The 15,522-nt window shown below is 71.6% G+C and carries 11 protein-coding genes; 5 read left to right on the top strand and 6 right to left on the bottom strand.

Annotated features, from left to right (window positions below; translation table 11 throughout):
• Positions 1-70 precede the first annotated feature (70 nt).
• Together AB0J90_RS16400 and AB0J90_RS16395 are read left to right on the top strand one after the other, a co-directional pair.
• Positions 71-2,965, top strand: a complete 2,895-nt coding sequence (locus AB0J90_RS16400; RefSeq protein ID WP_363596540.1) for a BTAD domain-containing putative transcriptional regulator — start codon at positions 71-73, stop codon at positions 2,963-2,965.
• Between the two features lie 37 nt (positions 2,966-3,002).
• On the top strand, positions 3,003-4,412 hold the full coding sequence (locus AB0J90_RS16395; RefSeq protein ID WP_363596538.1) for a class II fumarate hydratase: 1,410 nt from the start codon (positions 3,003-3,005) through the stop codon (positions 4,410-4,412).
• 13 nt (positions 4,413-4,425) lie between these two features.
• Here AB0J90_RS16395 and AB0J90_RS16390 read toward each other — a convergent pair whose 3' ends face one another.
• Positions 4,426-5,073, bottom strand: a complete 648-nt coding sequence (locus AB0J90_RS16390) for a helix-turn-helix domain-containing protein (RefSeq protein WP_363596536.1) — start codon at positions 5,071-5,073, stop codon at positions 4,426-4,428.
• A gap of 92 nt (positions 5,074-5,165) precedes the next feature.
• On the opposite strand from AB0J90_RS16390, the gene cysS reads away from it, so the two are divergent.
• From cysS to AB0J90_RS16375, 3 genes are all read left to right on the top strand, one after another.
• Entirely contained in the window at positions 5,166-6,581 is a 1,416-nt protein-coding gene (gene cysS, locus AB0J90_RS16385; RefSeq protein ID WP_363596534.1) for a cysteine--tRNA ligase, read from the top strand.
• Complete coding sequence (rlmB, locus tag AB0J90_RS16380) at positions 6,581-7,741, top strand: 23S rRNA (guanosine(2251)-2'-O)-methyltransferase RlmB (protein ID WP_363596532.1); 1,161 nt, start codon at positions 6,581-6,583, stop codon at positions 7,739-7,741. The genes cysS and rlmB overlap by 1 nt, the downstream gene beginning before the upstream one ends.
• Positions 7,742-7,998: 257 nt before the next feature.
• Positions 7,999-10,779 carry an Hsp70 family protein gene (locus tag AB0J90_RS16375; protein ID WP_363596530.1) on the top strand — a complete coding sequence of 927 codons (2,781 nt, stop codon included), beginning with the start codon at positions 7,999-8,001 and terminating at the stop codon, positions 10,777-10,779.
• 70 nt (positions 10,780-10,849) lie between these two features.
• Here the strand turns inward: AB0J90_RS16375 and AB0J90_RS16370 are convergent, their stop codons facing one another.
• The 5 genes from AB0J90_RS16370 to AB0J90_RS16350 form a co-directional block, all read right to left on the bottom strand.
• A complete protein-coding gene (locus AB0J90_RS16370; protein WP_363596528.1) occupies positions 10,850-11,881 on the bottom strand; it encodes an aldo/keto reductase in 1,032 nt (343 codons plus the stop codon).
• Between the two features lie 209 nt (positions 11,882-12,090).
• On the bottom strand, positions 12,091-12,792 hold the full coding sequence (locus AB0J90_RS16365) for a hypothetical protein (RefSeq protein ID WP_363596526.1): 702 nt from the start codon (positions 12,790-12,792) through the stop codon (positions 12,091-12,093).
• A 154-nt stretch (positions 12,793-12,946) separates the two neighbouring features.
• Positions 12,947-13,588, bottom strand: coding sequence for a DUF624 domain-containing protein (locus tag AB0J90_RS16360; protein WP_363596524.1), 642 nt, complete (start codon positions 13,586-13,588; stop codon positions 12,947-12,949).
• 25 nt (positions 13,589-13,613) lie between these two features.
• Positions 13,614-14,375 (bottom strand): carbohydrate ABC transporter permease, encoded by a 762-nt coding sequence (locus AB0J90_RS16355; protein WP_363596835.1) that lies wholly within the window; start codon positions 14,373-14,375, stop codon positions 13,614-13,616.
• A gap of 143 nt (positions 14,376-14,518) precedes the next feature.
• Positions 14,519-15,502 (bottom strand): sugar ABC transporter permease, encoded by a 984-nt coding sequence (locus tag AB0J90_RS16350; protein ID WP_363596522.1) that lies wholly within the window; start codon positions 15,500-15,502, stop codon positions 14,519-14,521.
• Positions 15,503-15,522: the final 20 nt, after the last annotated feature.

Raw genomic sequence — 15,522 nt, 5'->3', positions numbered from 1 at the left:
TCGCCGGCCGATAACGATCTGTGCCGGAAAGGTTAGGCTTCGGTCATCGCTGGTCGCACGAGGGCGGGGAATGCGCTTCGGAATCCTGGGTCCGCTGGAAGTGGACGGTGGAATAACGGTCACCGCCGGTCGAGACCGGACAGTGCTCACCATGATGCTGCTGCGGGCGGGCCGGACCGTACCGGTGGACGAACTGGTGGACGCGGTCTGGGGCGACGACCCACCGGCCACCTCCCGGGCCCAGTTGCAGACCTGCGTGTCCCGGTTGCGCCGGCTGTTCACCCAGGCGGGACTGGGTAACGACGTCATCGTCACCGACCCCGTCGGGTACGGCTTCCGGCCGGGCACCGTCGAGTCGGACGCGCAGGCGTTTTCACGCCTGGTCGACGCCGGACGGGTCGAGGTCGCCGCGGGTGGACTGCCCGCAGCCCGCCAACACTTCCGGGCCGCGCTGGCCCTCTGGCGGGGACCCGCGCTCGGCGGGATCTCCGGTGCCGGCGTACGCCGGGCGGCGGTCGCGCTGGACGAGGAGCGCACCGTGGTGACCGAGGAGTGCGTGGAGGTCGAGCTACGGCTGGGTCGCGACGGCGAACTGATCGGCGAGCTGACCGACCTGGTGGCCCGACACCCGCTCCGGGAGCGGCTGCGCAGCCAACTGATGCGTGCCCTCTGCGGGGTCGGCCGACAGGCCGACGCACTCGCCGTCTACCGGGACGCCCGGCGCGCACTGGCCGAGGAACTCGGCATCGATCCCGGCGCCGAGCTGCGTGAACTGCACCGCCGGATCCTCGCCGGTGAACTGCCCGACCAGGTGCCCGACGGCGACGAGGCGACCCCGGCCCGGTGCCTGCCCCGGGACGTGGCGGACTTCACCGGACGGGCCGAACTGCTCGGCCGGGTGCGGCACGCGATCGAGACCGCCGATCCGGGCAAGCCGGTGGTGGTGCTCGTCGAGGGGATGGCCGGCAGCGGGAAGACCGCGCTCGCGGTGCACCTGGCTACCTCGCTGGCGGCGAACTACCCCGACGCCCACCTCTTCCTCGACCTGCACGGGCACAGCGAACGCAGCCCGGTCGAGCCGGCCGCCGCCCTGGTGACCCTGCTGCGGCAGTTGGGCGTCGGCAGCGAACGGATCCCGGGGGACTTCGAGGAACGGCTGGGGTGCTGGCGTACCGAGCTTGCCCGGCGGCGGGCGGTGATCGTGCTGGACAACGCGGCCAGCGCGCAGCAGGTCGGTCCGCTGCTGCCGGCGGGTGCCGGGTGCCTGGTGCTGGTGACGACCCGGCGCCGGCTGGTCGGCCTGGACGGGGTGCAGCCGTACCCGTTGCCGGTGTTCGACCCCGACGAGGCGGTGGAACTGCTCGCCCGGATCGCCGGCCCGGAGCGGGTACGGGCCGAACCGGCCGCCGCGGCCGAGGTGGTCCGCAGGTGCGGGTACCTGCCGCTGGCGATCCGGCTGGCTGGTGCCCGGTTGGCGCACCGGCCCCGGTGGACGGTCACGGACCTGGTCGAGCGGCTGGCCGACGACGGGGCGGTGCTGACCGAGCTGGCGGCCGAGGAGCGGACGGTGGCGGGGGCCTTCACCCTGTCGTACGTCCAGCTCCCCGCGCCGGCACAGCGGATGCTCCGGCTGCTGGCCCTGCATCCGGGCGAGTTGTTCGACGCGGCGGCTGCGGCGGCGCTCACCGGCGGCACCCTGCTGGCCGCGCGGGACCTGCTCGACAGCCTGGTCGACGGCCACCTGCTGGAGGAGCCGGCCGCGGGGCGGTTCCGGTTCCACGACCTGATGCGCCAGTACGCGGCGAACCTGGTCGCCACCGACCCGCCGGAGGTACGGCGTACCGCCGGGGCCGGGCTGTTGGACCACCTGTTCCACCTGGTCGCCCGGGTGACCCGGCCGATGGAACCGTTGACCGTGCCGCTGACCGGATACGAGCCTGCCGCCCCGAGCCGCCCGGAACTGCTGCCCGGCCCGGGCGAGGGCGGGCTGGACCGGTTGGAGCCGGAGCGGGCCACCGTGGTCCGCGCCGTCCGGTACGCGGCGGCCCAACAACACGACTCGTACGCCTGTGCGCTCGCCCGGGCCCTCTGGTTCTACCTCTACCTGCGCGGCTACCACGACGACCTGATCGACACCCATCAGCAGGCGATCGTCTCGGCGCAACGGCTCGACGACCCGAACCTGGTCGCGTTGCTCCGCGTACAGGCCGCCTCGGGCTACTACGGGGCCGGCCAGTGGGCGGCGGCGAAACATGAGCTCGAAGCGGCGTTGCCGGTGTACGAGACGCACGGGGACCTGCTCGGGGTCGCCCGGGTCCGGACGAACCTGGCCGGGGTGCTCACCCACATGGGCAAATTCGAGGAGTCGGAGCGGCACGTGCGGCTGGCCGCGGTGGAGTGGGGCAGCGAGAAGCTCACCCTGCTCCGCCTCCCGCAGGGGCTCAGCGACCTCTATCTCCAGATGGGCCGGCTGACCGAGGCGTTGCCGCTGGCGCGACAGAGCCTCTTCCTGGCCCGGGTGTACGGCACCGAACGGAACCTGACCACGGCGCTGTGCAACATCGGCCACACCCGGGCCCGGCTGGGCCACCACCGCCCCGCCCTCCGGCTGCTCACCGCCGCGCTGCGGCGTGCGGTCGCCACCGCCGACCGGCTCACCGAGGGGGAGATCCGGCACAGTCTCGGGCTGACCCTGCGTGGGCTCGGGCGGGACGAGGAGGCGGTCGGCGTACTGCACGAGGCCCTGCGGATCCTGCAGGGGTTCGGTGTGACGCGGGTGCTGGTCGACTGCCAGATCGAGTTGGCCCGGGCGGTTTGGGACACGGGCGACCGGGTCAGCCCGCTCCCGCTGTACGAGCGGGCGCTGGCGTCGGCCACCGCGCTCGACTACCCCGCCGGGCGAGCGCTGGCGCGGGCCGGGATCGCCGCCTGCGCGCCGGAACTCCAACCCGTCGGCGGCCGGTGACGGGGATCATCTGCGCGTCGGCGCGAGGCGCGGCAGGATGGAACACGTGAGCACATCAGGGACAGCGGGCTACCGGGTCGAGCGGGACACCATGGGCGAGGTCGAGGTCCCCGCCGATGCGTTGTGGCGGGCACAGACCCAGCGGGCGGTGCAGAACTTCCCCATCTCCGGACGCGGGCTGGAACCGGCGCACATCCGCGCCCTGGCCCAGATCAAGGGCGCGGCGGCCCAGGTCAACGGCGAACTCGGCGTGATCGGCTCGGACGTGGCGGCGGCGATCGCGACCGCGGCGGCGCACGTCGCCGACGGCGGGTACGACGACCAGTTCCCGGTGGACGTGTTCCAGACCGGGTCCGGCACCTCGTCGAACATGAACGCCAACGAGGTGATCGCCACCCTGGCCACCCGCGAGCTGGGCCGCGACGTGCACCCGAACGACGACGTGAACGCCTCCCAGTCCAGCAACGACGTCTTCCCGTCGTCGATCCACCTGGCGGCCACCCAGTCGGTGATCCAGGACCTGATCCCGGCGTTGCGGCACCTGGAGCTGACGCTGCGTTCCAAGGTGGAGGAGTTCGCGGCGGTGGTGAAGGCCGGGCGTACGCACCTGATGGACGCCACCCCGGTCACCCTCGGACAGGAGTTCTCCGGCTACGCCACCCAGGTCGCGTACGGCGCCGAGCGGATGGAGTCGGTGCTGCCCCGGCTGGCCGAGTTGCCGCTCGGCGGGACCGCGGTCGGCACCGGGATCAACACCCCGGCTGGTTTCGCCCCGGCGGTGATCGCGAAGCTGCGCGAGCAGACCGGCGTACCGGTGACCGAGGCGGGCAATCATTTCGAGGCGCAGGGCGCGCGGGACGCGCTGGTGGAGACCTCCGGCCAGCTCCGGACGATAGCGGTCGGCCTCTACAAGATCGCCAACGACATCCGCTGGATGGGCTCCGGCCCCCGCGCCGGGCTGCGCGAGTTGCAGATTCCCGACCTCCAGCCCGGCTCGTCGATCATGCCCGGCAAGGTCAACCCGGTGGTCTGCGAGGCGGTCCGCCAGGTCAGCGCCCAGGTGATCGGCAACGACGCCACGGTCGGCTTCGCCGGCTCGCAGGGCGACTTCGAACTCAACGTGATGCTCCCGGTGATGGGCCGCAACCTGTTGGAGTCCATCCGCCTGCTGGCCGCCGTGAGCCGGTTGCTGGCCGACCGCTGCGTGGCCGGCCTGGTCGCGAACGCGGAGGTCGCCCTGGCGTACGCGGAAGGCTCGCCCTCCGTGGTCACCCCGCTCAACCGCTACCTCGGGTACGACGAGGCGGCGTCCATCGCCAAGGAGGCGCTGGCGAGCGAGTCCACCATCAAGGCGGTGGTGCTCGCCCGCGGCCATGTCGACGCCGGCAAGCTCACCGAACAGCAACTCGACGACGCCCTGGACGTGCTGCGCATGACCCACCCCTGAGCGGCGGGACACTTCAGGCGAGCGCCCGGGCGATGGCGCCGGCGGCGGCGCGTACCTGCTCGCCGACGGTGAGTACGTCCAGCGGGGCGAGTGCCACCACCCCGACGCTCGCCTCCAGCCCCGGTACGCCGAGCACCGGCGCGGCCACCCCGTACGCCCCGGGTTGCAGTTCGCCGGTGGTGGCGACCGGATCGACCTGCCCGGCGCGCCCGCCGATGATCGCCTGCCCGGCGGCCCCCCGGTCCAGCGGGTGCCGGGAGCCGGTGCGGTAGGCGACGTGGAACGAGGTCCAGCTCGGCTCCACCACCGCGACGGCGACCGCCTCCGCCCCCTCCACCACGGTCAGGTGCGCGGTCGCGCCGGCCTGCTCGGCCAACCGGCGCAGCGCCGGCAGCGCGCCCTCGGCGAGCAGCGGCTGGGCCCGCCGGGCCAGGTGCAGCACCCCGACCCCGAGGCGCAGCCGCCCGGCGGAGTCGCGCCGGACCATGCCGTGCTGGGTGAGGGCGCCGACCAGCCGGTAGACCACCGCCCGACCAACCCCGAGACGGGTCGCCGCCTCGGTCACCGTCAATCCACCGGGTGCGTCGGCGACCAGGTGCAGCAGGCGCAGGCCCCGGTCCAGGGTCTGTGCCGTCTCGCCCGCGTGACCCGTCGGCTCCACAACACGCAGCGTACGGCGACGCCGGTCCCCGATCGCGGCTGAGGGCCGCCGCGCGTACGACGGTCGGAACCGGTGACCGTTACCCTGGTGCGGTGACGCTACGCCTATATGACACCGCCACCCGATCGGTGCGGGACTTCGTCCCGCGGCAGCCCGGCAAGGTGGGGGTCTATCTGTGTGGTCTCACCCTCCAGGGCCCGCCCCATATCGGCCACCTTCGCTCCGGTGTCAACTACGACGTGCTGCGCCGCTGGCTGACGTACGCCGGTCTCGACGTGACCTTCATCCGCAACCTGACCGACATCGACGACAAGCTGCTGGTCAAGTCGCAGGAGCAGGAGCGCCCGTTCTGGTCGATCGCGTACGCCAACGAGGTGATCCTGGCGCAGACGTACCGGACGTTGAACGTGGCGCCGCCGACGTACGAGCCGCGGGCGACCGGGCACATCCCGGAGATGCACGAGCTGATCCAGACCCTGATCGACAACGGGCACGCCTATCCGGCCGGGGACGACTCGGGCGACGTCTATTTCGACGTGAAGTCCGACCCCGACTACGGCTTCCTCTCCGGCCAGCAACTGGAGGCGGTGCAGGCCGGTACGGACGAGCTCGAACGGGGCAAGCGTGATCCCCGCGACTTCGCCCTCTGGAAAGGCGTCAAACCGGAAGAGCCGGCAGACGCCTCCTGGCCGTCGCCCTGGGGGCGGGGACGGCCCGGCTGGCACATCGAGTGCTCGGCGATGTGCCGCCGCTACCTCGGCGCCGAGTTCGACATCCACGGCGGCGGTCTCGACCTGGTCTTCCCGCACCACGAGAACGAACTGGCCCAGTCCCGCTCCGCCGGGCTCCCGTTCGCCCGCTACTGGGTGCACCACGGCCTGCTCAACCTCGGCGACGCGAAGATGGGCAAGTCGCTCGGGAACGCGCTCGACCTGGCGCACGTCACCGCGCTCGGCGTACGCCCGGTGGAACTGCGGTATTACCTGGCGTCGCCGCACTACCGGTCCCGGATCGACTACTCCGACGAGGCGCTGGGCGAGGCCGCGGTCGCGTACCGCCGGCTCGAGGGCTTCGTCCAGCGGGCGGTGGAGCGGGTCGGCCCGGCCGAGTTGGGCGCCGTACCGGCTGCCTTCGCCGCCGCGATGGACGACGACCTGAACACCTCGGCCGCTCTCGCCGTGGTGCACGACGTGCTCCGTGACGGCAACAACGCGCTGGCCGAAGGCGACAACAACGCCACCCGCAGTACGCTGGTGGCGGTCCGCACGATGCTGGACCTGCTCGGCGTCGACCCCCTCGATCCGGCCTGGGCCGGTCACGGGCAGGACGGCGAGCTGCGGGACGTCATCGACGCGCTGGTGGCGCTGGCGCTCGAACAGCGGGCGCAGGCCCGCGCCCGGAAGGACTGGACCGCCGCCGACGGGGTGCGCGACCAGCTCAGGCACGCTGGTGTTGTGGTCGAGGACACCCCCCACGGACCCCGTTGGACGATCGGAGAACAGGACTGATGGCCGGCAATTCACAGCGGCGTGGCCGGCGGGTGACCGCCAAGAAGGGCGCTCCCGCCGGATCCGGCGGCAAGAACCGGGCCTCGCTCGCCGGCCGGGGTCGTACCCTGCCCGCGGACGAACGCCCCTGGCACAAGGGCTACTCGGGCACCGAGCAGCTTCCGCAGCGCACCGCCTGGAAGCAGGACAAGGAGCGCCGGGCCGCGGCCGAGGAGGGCCGGGCGCCGAAAATCGGTCAGCCGGGCAGCAAGGACACCACCTGGGGCGCCGGTGGCGGCGGCACGGGTCGGGGCAGCCGGGCTGCCGGGGCGACCCGGGGCGCGGGTGCCGGCCGGGGTGCCGGCGGCCGGGGTGGCGTGAAGCAGCCGAGCCGTGGACCGCGGGTCGCGCCGGGACGCAAGTCGAACCCGGCCAAGGACGTACCGGAGCTGTTGGTCGGGCGGAACCCGGTGGTCGAGGCGCTGCGGGCGAACGTGCCCGCGACCGCGCTCTACGTCGCGCAGGGCATCGAGATCGACGACCGGGTGAACGAGCTGGTCCGGATCGCCGCCGACCGGGGCATCGCGATCCTGGAGATCAGCCGGGCCGAGCTGGACCGGATGACCGGCGGGGTGCTGCACCAGGGTGTCGGCATCCAGGTGCCGCCGTTCGCGTACCAGCCGTTCGACGACCTGATGACCGCGGCGCTCGAACAGACCGCGCCGTTGCTGGTCGCGCTCGACGGGGTGACCGACCCGCGCAACCTCGGTGCGGTGATCCGGTCGGCGGCGGCGTTCGGCGCCCAGGGGATCTTCGTACCGGAGCGCCGGGCCGCGGGCATCACCGCGACCGCGTGGCGGACCAGCGCCGGGGCTGCCGCCCGGGTGCCGGTGAGCCAGGTGGTCAACCTGACCCGGTCGTTGAAGGCGTGCCAGGAGGCCGGCTTCATGGTGGTCGGCCTGGACGCCGACGGCGAGACTGATCTGTACGACCTGGAGGCTGCGGTCGGGCCGCTGGTCGTGGTGGTCGGCTCGGAGGGGCGCGGGTTGTCGCGTCTGGTCGGGGCGACCTGTGATCTGCGGGTGAGCATTCCGATGATGTCCGAGGTCGAGTCGTTGAATGCGAGTGTGGCGGCGGCGGTGACGTTGGCTGAGGTGGCTCGGCGGCGGGCTGCTCTCTGATTTTGGTTTTGGCTCGCCGTGACCGGCGAAGGGTTGGGCCCGCCGTGCCCGGCGAGGGCCGTCAGGCTTGATCCCCTCGCCGGTCACGGCGGGCCCAACCCTTTTCGTGGCTGGCTGGCTGGCTGCCTGGCTGGCGGCGGTGGGGCTGGTCAGCGGGTGGGGGCGGTGGGGGCTGCTCGGTGGGTGGGCGGTGGGGCTGCGGGGTGGCCGTAGCATTCGGGGCCGGGTAATCCCCTCGGGCCCCTAGGAGTCGGTAGATGGCAGGGCAGGACGGCGGCTTCGCACTCGGCGTCGACCTTGGTACGTCCAACACCGTCGCGGTGCTGCGGTGGCCGGACGGGCGGACCCGGCCTCTGCTGTTCGACGGGCAGCCGGTGATGCCGTCCGGGGTTTTCCTCGACGGCGCCGGTCTGTTGCACGTCGGGCGGGACGCGCAGCGGTTGGCCCAGGCGGATCCGGGACGCTACGACCCGAACCCGAAACGGCGGATCGACGAGCCGGGTGTGCTGCTCGGCGACGCCGAAGTGGCCACAGTGGACCTGCTGGGCGGGCTGTTGCGGGCGGTGGCGCAGGCGGCGGTCGAGGCGGTCGGCTTCCTGCCGCCAGCGGTGTTGACGTACCCGGCGAGCTGGGGTGCGCGGCGCAGGGGTGCGCTGGCCACGGCTGTTGCTCGGGCGGGTTGGCCGCCGGTCCGGCCGGTCGACGGCGGGGCGGGTGCCGGTGGTGGCGGGACGCTGCTGGTGACGGAGCCGGTGGCGGCGGCACGGTACTTCGCCGACGTGCTGCGGCGTCCGGTGCCGGTGGGTGCGGCGATCGGCGTCTTCGACTTCGGCGGCGGGACGCTCGACATAGCGGTCGTACGCAACGAAGGGCTCGACCAAAATGGGCGGGCCCGGTTCGTCGTGGTCGGCTCGGGCGGGCTGCCGGAGTTGGGCGGGCTCGACCTGGACGCGGCGCTGGTGGAACACCTCGGTCGGCTGGTCGGCGCAACGCAGCCGGAGGTGTGGCGGCAGCTTTCGCAGCCGGAGAGCACCACCGGTTGGCGCAACCGGCGGCAGTTCTGGGATGACGTACGCGGCGCGAAGGAGATGCTGTCGCGTACGACGGTGGCGCCGGTGGCGGTGCCCGGCGTCGAGCAGGCGGTGCACCTGACCCGCGAGGAGTTGGAGCGGCTGGCTACTCCGCTGCTGCGGCGCGCGGTCTTCGAGGCGGCCACGGTGATCGGCCACTGTGGACTCCGGCCGGACCAGCTCGCCGGGTTGTTCCTGGTCGGCGGCTCGTCCCGGGTGCCGTTGGTGGCCCGGTTGCTGCACGCCGAGTTGGGCGTGGCGCCGACGGTGCTGGAGCAGCCGGAGCTACCGGTGGCGGAGGGAGCACTCGCCGAGCTGAACGGGAACGGGAATGGGAAGGGAAGCGGCGGCGGGGGCGCGATCGGCAGCAGCGTCGGGGGCGCGGTCGGGGGCGGGGGTGCGGTCGGGGGCGTGGCGTCGGCTGGGGCGGTGGTGGATTCGGATGCGTCGGAGCCGACGGTGGTGGGTTCGGTTGTGCCGGTGTCGGGGGCGGCCGGGGGATCCGGGGCGGCGGGTGCGGGCGGGACGGCGTACGCGGGCGGGGTTGGGCTGGCGGGAGGCTCGGCGTACGGCGGGGGTGTTGGTCGGGCGGGTGGCTGGCGTAAGCGGCGCGCGGTCCTGATCGGTGCGGGCGCCGTGCTCGCGCTTGCCGGGGTGGTCACCGCGGCGGTGATCTACTTCGCGCGGGGCGGCTATGCCGACATCGCCTTCGAGCCCTTCCGGGACATCGGCGAGGGCATCCCGTTGGGGGAGGAGCGGCCGTCCTACATCTACACGGCGCTGAGCGGGGACCGGGCCTACGTCGCCTACGAGCGCGAGGACAAGCGGCTGGAGGTGATCGGCGCCAAGGCCGGTACGGGAACCCGGGCGTGGCAGGTGACCACGGAGATGAGTTCCGACGGGTGGGACGGGATCACCGCCCTGCCGCGCGCGTTGGTGCTGCTGAGCGACGAGTCGACCGGTACCCAGTCGCGGGAGTTGGTCGTGCTGGACCCGGCCGACGGGGACGAGATGTGGCGGCGCACCATCCACGGTGACGACTCGGTGCTGTACTTCGACCAGACGCTGGTGCTGGTGGATCGGGTGTCCGCGCAGGTGATCGGGCTCGACCTGGGCACCGGGAAGACGCGGTGGGACGAGCCGAGCCCCAAGGACCCGTACGGCAATGCCCCGACCTCGGTCTATCCGGTGACCGTGCCGGCGGACCTGGGCGGTGCGGCCAGTCTGGCCGGTGGGCAGGCACCCGTCGGTGGGAAGGATCCGCGGATCGTGCAGATCGGTGCGGATCGCTCGGCGCGGGTGATGGACGTGAACACCGGCAAGGTGCTCAAGACGGCGAAGAGTGCCGCCGACTACACCGATCTCGTCGTGGCGCACGACGGTCGGCTGTACGTCGCGCCGAAGGAAGGGGCGTACCGGGTCACCGCGTACGACCTGGAGCGGATGGGGGAGCCGACGAGCCTCTACACGGCCGACCCTCGGCATTATCCGGACAGGTTGGTCGCCTGTGGTCGGGCACGGGTTTGCCTGTTGGACCGGGAGAACTTCGACATCGAGACGACCGAGCTGCTCTCGATTCCGGCCAAGGGGGGCGACGGCGCCAAGGAGGAGGCGGCGCTCTGGCGCAAGCCGGCGGCGAAGGCGGACGAGCTGCTGCCGGTGGGCGACCACGTGGTGGTCGGCAGCGGGACGCTGGACAGCGTCACCGTCTACGGCCCCGACGGCGGTCAGGTGATCAGCAAGGAGGGGGTCGCGGTCCGGGTCGACGGCGGCAACCTGCTGCTCTTCGCCGACGAGCCGTCCTCCGGCACCACCGACGTCAGCGTGGCGGGCGTACGGGTCAGTTCGAGCCAGCCGGTCGAGCTGGGCGAGCTGAGGGGCGTACGGCCCGCGGCCTGCTCGTGGAACAGTTCGGTGATCGTCTGCCCCGGTGAGTCGGATCTCCGCTTCCGGAGCTTCGCGGGGTGACTGGATCGGGCGAGGCGGCGGGTGTACGGGGTGCGGGTACACCCGCCGCCTCAATTCGTACCGGTACTGCCTAGCGGGGGATCCGGGATCCGGCGAACGCCGCCTGGATCCAGTTCGGGTACGCCGCAGGCAGGGCGCTGACCTTGTCGAGTTCGGCGAGATCCTGCTCGGTGAGCGTCAGCCCGCTCGCGCCGATGTTGTCCTCGAGCTGGTCCAGCCGACGGGCGCCGACGACCACGCTGGTGACCCCGCGCTGCGCCAGCAGCCAGGCGAGCGCGACCCGGGCGCAGCTCACCTCGTGCCGGGCGGCAACGGCCCGCACGGCGTCGAGCACGTCGTGCGCACGCTCGTAGTCGATGGGCGTGAAGTCGGCGAAGCCCTCCTGTGCCCGGCGCGAGCCGGTGTCGTCCAGCGTGCCGTCGCGGCCCTGCTTGCCGGCAAGGAATCCACCGGCGAGCGGGCTCCACACCGTCATGCTCAGGCCCTCGGCCTCGACCATCGGCAGCAGGTCCCGCTCCGCGTCGCGGCCGACCAGCGAGTAGTAGGACTGGACCGAGACGAACTTGGCCTGGTCGTGCAGGGCGGAAATGCCCAGCGCCCGGCTGATCTGCCAGGCGGCGAGGTTGGCGCAGCCGATGTAGCGGACCTTGCCCTGGGTGACCGCGTCGTCGAGGGCGCTCAGCGTCTCCTCGAACGGGGTGATGTGGTCGAAGTTGTGGATCTGGTAGAGGTCGATGTGGTCGGTGCCCAGCCGGCGCAGGCTGTCCTCCAGCGCCTGCATCACGTGCAGCCGGGACAGGCCGTTGTCGTTGGGGCCCGGGCCGGTCGGCGCGTGCAGCTTGGTGGCCAGGACGACATCGCGGCGACGGTGCTTGAGCGCCCGGCCGAGTATCTCCTCGGACTCGCCGTCGCTGTAGACGTCGGCGGTGTCGACGAAGTTGACCCCGGCGTCCAGCGCGGTGCCGACCATCCGATCCGCGTCGTCCTGCTGCAAACCGCCCAGACTGCCGTAGATCGGGTGATCCTTACCGCCGAAGGTCATGGCTCCCAGCGAGATCTCGGAGACCCAAACCCCCGTACGTCCCAGAAGGCGGTATTCCATGCGTAACTCCCCTGTTTGTGCGCTCGATCGAGCGTGATCGCGGGCCCACCGCGCCGCTGCCCCAACTGGGCCGGACATGCTGTCCGACGATCCGTCAGACACAGTGTCCGGCGAAATGCTACACCGGTCGGGCGCGGGTCGACAGGGTGTGACGAGAGGGGCCCTGACCTGGGCGGAAGAGGAGCAGAAGGAGGAGGGTCGTCGGATCCTCAGACGTTGGCGGCGGCGCGCTGGGTGGCGCGACGCAGGCACAGCATCGAGACGAGCAGGCCGGCACCGAGAGCGAGCGCGGGCCACCAGGCGGGGTAGCCGTTCACCGAGCCGACCGCGACCATCGAGCCGACGGCGACCACCGAACTCACGAAGGTCCCGCGCAGTACGCCACGGCTTCCGGCACGCGTCTGCCGCCCGGCCTCCTGCGGGCGCAACCCGCGCAGCAGGACCAGCCGGCTGGCGAGCTTCAACGTGCAGAAGGCGAAGACGGGGAAGAGCAGGATCACGGTCACGAACCGGGTCGGGGTCTGCCAGCCCGGATGCACGTCCGTGCCGTTGACCTGGATGATCGTGTTCCGCCAGAGGCGTACCGGTACCTCGGTGGCAGCGGGTCCGACGGTGCCGTACGGGACCGAGATCTCGGTCCGGCCAGCCTGGCCGTGCAGGTCGAGGGTGAGCCGGGTACGGGTCAGCCCGCCGCTGTGGCGGTCGGGCACGGCGGGTTCCGTCTCGGCGTCGACCACCCGCGCGACCTCCGGCCGCAGGCAGCTCTGCGGGCAGGTACGGGCCCGGTCGATGGCGGTCTCGTGCACCGCCCAGCAGCCGAAGAGGAATCCGAGGGCGACCGCCACCAGCAGGTAGTTACGGAGTCCGGCGAGGTCATGGGCGTTGGATGTGGAAACCGACTGCTGCGCCATGACCCGTGCCTCCGAGCTGATCCATGTCTGTCCGGCAGCCTAGTGACCGGCGCCGGTTGCCGCATCGATCGAATCGGGGATGGCGGTGCCGGCCCGCGCCCCGCTGACGGACGGCGGCCGAAAAGGGCTGGGTCGATCCGACCGTTGGCGCTGGTCAGCGGTTGGCGGGGCCCCGTTCGATCCGGCGTACGGTCGCGTGCAGGGCGAGCAGCGTGTATCCGGCGAGGATCGGCGTGATCAGCGGCAGGATCAGACCGCAGAGTACGGCCACCAGCCCGAGCACCCCGGTCAGCGCGATCGGTATGACCGGCCGAGCCACCGAGGTCCGCCCGGCCTGTCGGGCGGCTTGCCGCCACCCCAGCCCACCGAGCCGGCCGAGTTGCACCACGGTCAGCCCGGCGAACCCGGTCACCGCCCCGGCCAGCAGGACGGTGACCACGATCAGCGCCGGACCGCCGGGCACGACACCCCGGCTCAGTGCGAGCAGGTTGACCGTGAACAGGGCGGCGACCCCGGCGGCGATCAGGGTGGCGACGGCGCCGGGCAGCAGGGCGCGTACGAACCCGCGCAGCACCGTACGGATTCCCGGCCAGCTCTCGTTCTCGCTCCAGTGGTGCACGGCCGCGCTGGCGGTGGCGACCGCGGCACCCGCGGTCAGCACCGGCAGCGCGGCCACCGTGGTGAGGATGCCGACCAGGGCAAGGTCGCTGGCGTTGCGCAGGGTGTCGCGCCAGTCCGGCCGCCGGGCCACCGACCCGCCCGGCTCCTCCGGCCACCCCGCCCCGCCCTGAACCACCCGAACCACCCCACCCATCACGACTTCAGCCCTTGAGACCGCTGGTGTTCAGGCCTTCTACCAGCATTCGTTGGAAGGCAACGAAAAAGAGGAAGACCGGTAGCAGGGAGAGTACGGACATCGCGAACATCGGTCCGACCGCGCTCTGGCTGGTCGAGTCGATGAACAGGGTGAGCGCCACCGGCACGGTGTAGTCCTCCAGGTCGGAGAGGTACACCAGTTGCCGGAAGAAGTCGTTCCAGGTCCAGATGAACGAGAAGATCGCCGTCGTGACCAGGGCCGGGCGGCTCAGCGGCAGGATGACGTGCCGGAAGATGCCGAACGGGCTCGCCCCGTCGATCTTCGCCGCCTCGTCCAGTTCACGCGGGATACCGCGGATGAACTGGACCATCAGGAAGACGAAAAACGCCTCGGTGGCCAGGAACTGCGGCACCACCAACGGCAGGTACGGCCACGGGCCGCCGACCATGTCGAAGGTCCGGAACAGGATGTACTGCGGCACGATCAGCACGTGACCGGGGAGGAGCAGGGTCCCGATCATGATGGCGAACCAGAATCCGCGCAGCCGGAACCGCAGCCGGGCGAAGGCGTACGCGGCGAGCAGGCAGGAGATCGCGTTGCCGAGCACGGTGAGCAGGCTGACCATCGCGCTGTTGAGGAAGAACCGGCCGAAGCTGACGTCGAAGTTGCTCCAGCCGTCGGGGTAGTTGCCGGGGGTGAACTCCCGGGGCAGCAGCCCGATGTTGTTGACGATCTCCTCGGGCGACTTGACCGACGTACCGATCATCCAGAACAGCGGGTAGAGCACCACCGCGAGGATCGCGACCAGGACGAGCAGGCGGCCGAGGTGCCGGCCGGTGCCGCTGGGGCGCCTGGTCGGCGTCGACGCGGTCGCCGGGGTCGTGACCACGGCCTCGGTCTGGGTAACCATCAGCGGCCCTCCCCGTCGGAGTAGTGCACCCAGAACCGGCCGGTGCTGAACAGCACGATCGTGATAACCGCGATGGCGAGCAGGAAGACCCAGGCCATCGCCGAGGCGTAGCCCATCTCCAGGTCGACGAAGCCCTTGATGTAGAGGTTGAGCGTGTACATCAGGGTCGAGTCGACCGGGCCGCCGGTGCCGTTGCTGAGCACGAACGCGGAGGTGAAGCCCTGGAAGCCGTTGATCGTCTCAAGCACCAGGTTGAAGAAGATGACCGGTGAGAGCATCGGCAGGGTGACGCTGAGGAACTGCCGGACCTTGCCGGCGCCGTCCACCGACGCGGCCTCGTACAGCTCGGTCGGCACCTGCTTGAGCCCGGCCAGGAAGATCACCATCGGTGCGCCGAACTGCCAGATGGCCAGCACCATCAGGGTCTCCAGGGCCCACTCCGGGTCGTTCACCCAGGGCTTGCCCTCGATGCCGAAGAGGCTGAGGAACGAGTTGAACGCCCCGTCGCGGTTGAACATGCTGACCCAGACGATGGCCAGCGCCACGCTGCCGCCGAGCAGCGACGGCAGGTAGAACAGGCCGCGGAAGAGCCCGACGCCGCGCCAGGCGCGGTTGAGCAGCAGTGCCACGCCGAGGGCGGCGGCCAGCTTCAGCGGTACGGCGATCAGCGCGAACGAGAGCGTCACCTGCACCGCGTGCCAGTACGACGCGTCGCTGGTGAACATCCGCTTGTAGTTGGTCAGCCCCACCCACTCGATCTCCGACCAGGGGGTGAGGATGTCGTAGTTGGTGAAGCTCAGATAGAGCGACAGAAGCATGGGGACCGCCGTGATGGCCATCAGGCCGATCAACCACGGCGACAGGAAAACGTACCCGGCCAGACCCTCGCGCTGCCAGATCCGTCCGGACCCACGCTGGTCAGCGGGGGTCCGGACGGGGCCGGTGGCGCGCGGAGTCGAGCTGGGCGCCGTGGTCAGCGCCACGAGCCGGCTCCTCTCCGAAT

Source organism: Micromonospora sp. NPDC049523 (assembly GCF_040676775.1).
Taxonomy (GTDB): Bacteria; Actinomycetota; Actinomycetes; order Mycobacteriales; family Micromonosporaceae; genus Micromonospora_G.
Note: the sequence above shows the minus strand (reverse complement) of the source record. Positions and strands in the feature narration are given on the sequence as shown.

What these genes read in the sequence shown, in the direction of transcription:
- AB0J90_RS16400 (WP_363596540.1), top strand. Translation starts at nt 71, where the DNA reads ATGCGCTTCGGAATCCTGGGTCCGCTGGAAGTGGACGGTGGAATAACG.
- AB0J90_RS16395 (WP_363596538.1), top strand. Translation starts at nt 3,003, where the DNA reads ATGGAACACGTGAGCACATCAGGGACAGCGGGCTACCGGGTCGAGCGG.
- rlmB (WP_363596532.1), top strand. Translation starts at nt 6,581, where the DNA reads ATGGCCGGCAATTCACAGCGGCGTGGCCGGCGGGTGACCGCCAAGAAG.
- AB0J90_RS16375 (WP_363596530.1), top strand. Translation starts at nt 7,999, where the DNA reads ATGGCAGGGCAGGACGGCGGCTTCGCACTCGGCGTCGACCTTGGTACG.
- AB0J90_RS16370 (WP_363596528.1), bottom strand. Translation starts at nt 11,881, where the DNA reads ATGGAATACCGCCTTCTGGGACGTACGGGGGTTTGGGTCTCCGAGATC.
- AB0J90_RS16365 (WP_363596526.1), bottom strand. Translation starts at nt 12,792, where the DNA reads ATGGCGCAGCAGTCGGTTTCCACATCCAACGCCCATGACCTCGCCGGA.
- AB0J90_RS16355 (WP_363596835.1), bottom strand. Translation starts at nt 14,375, where the DNA reads ATGATCGGTACGTCGGTCAAGTCGCCCGAGGAGATCGTCAACAACATC.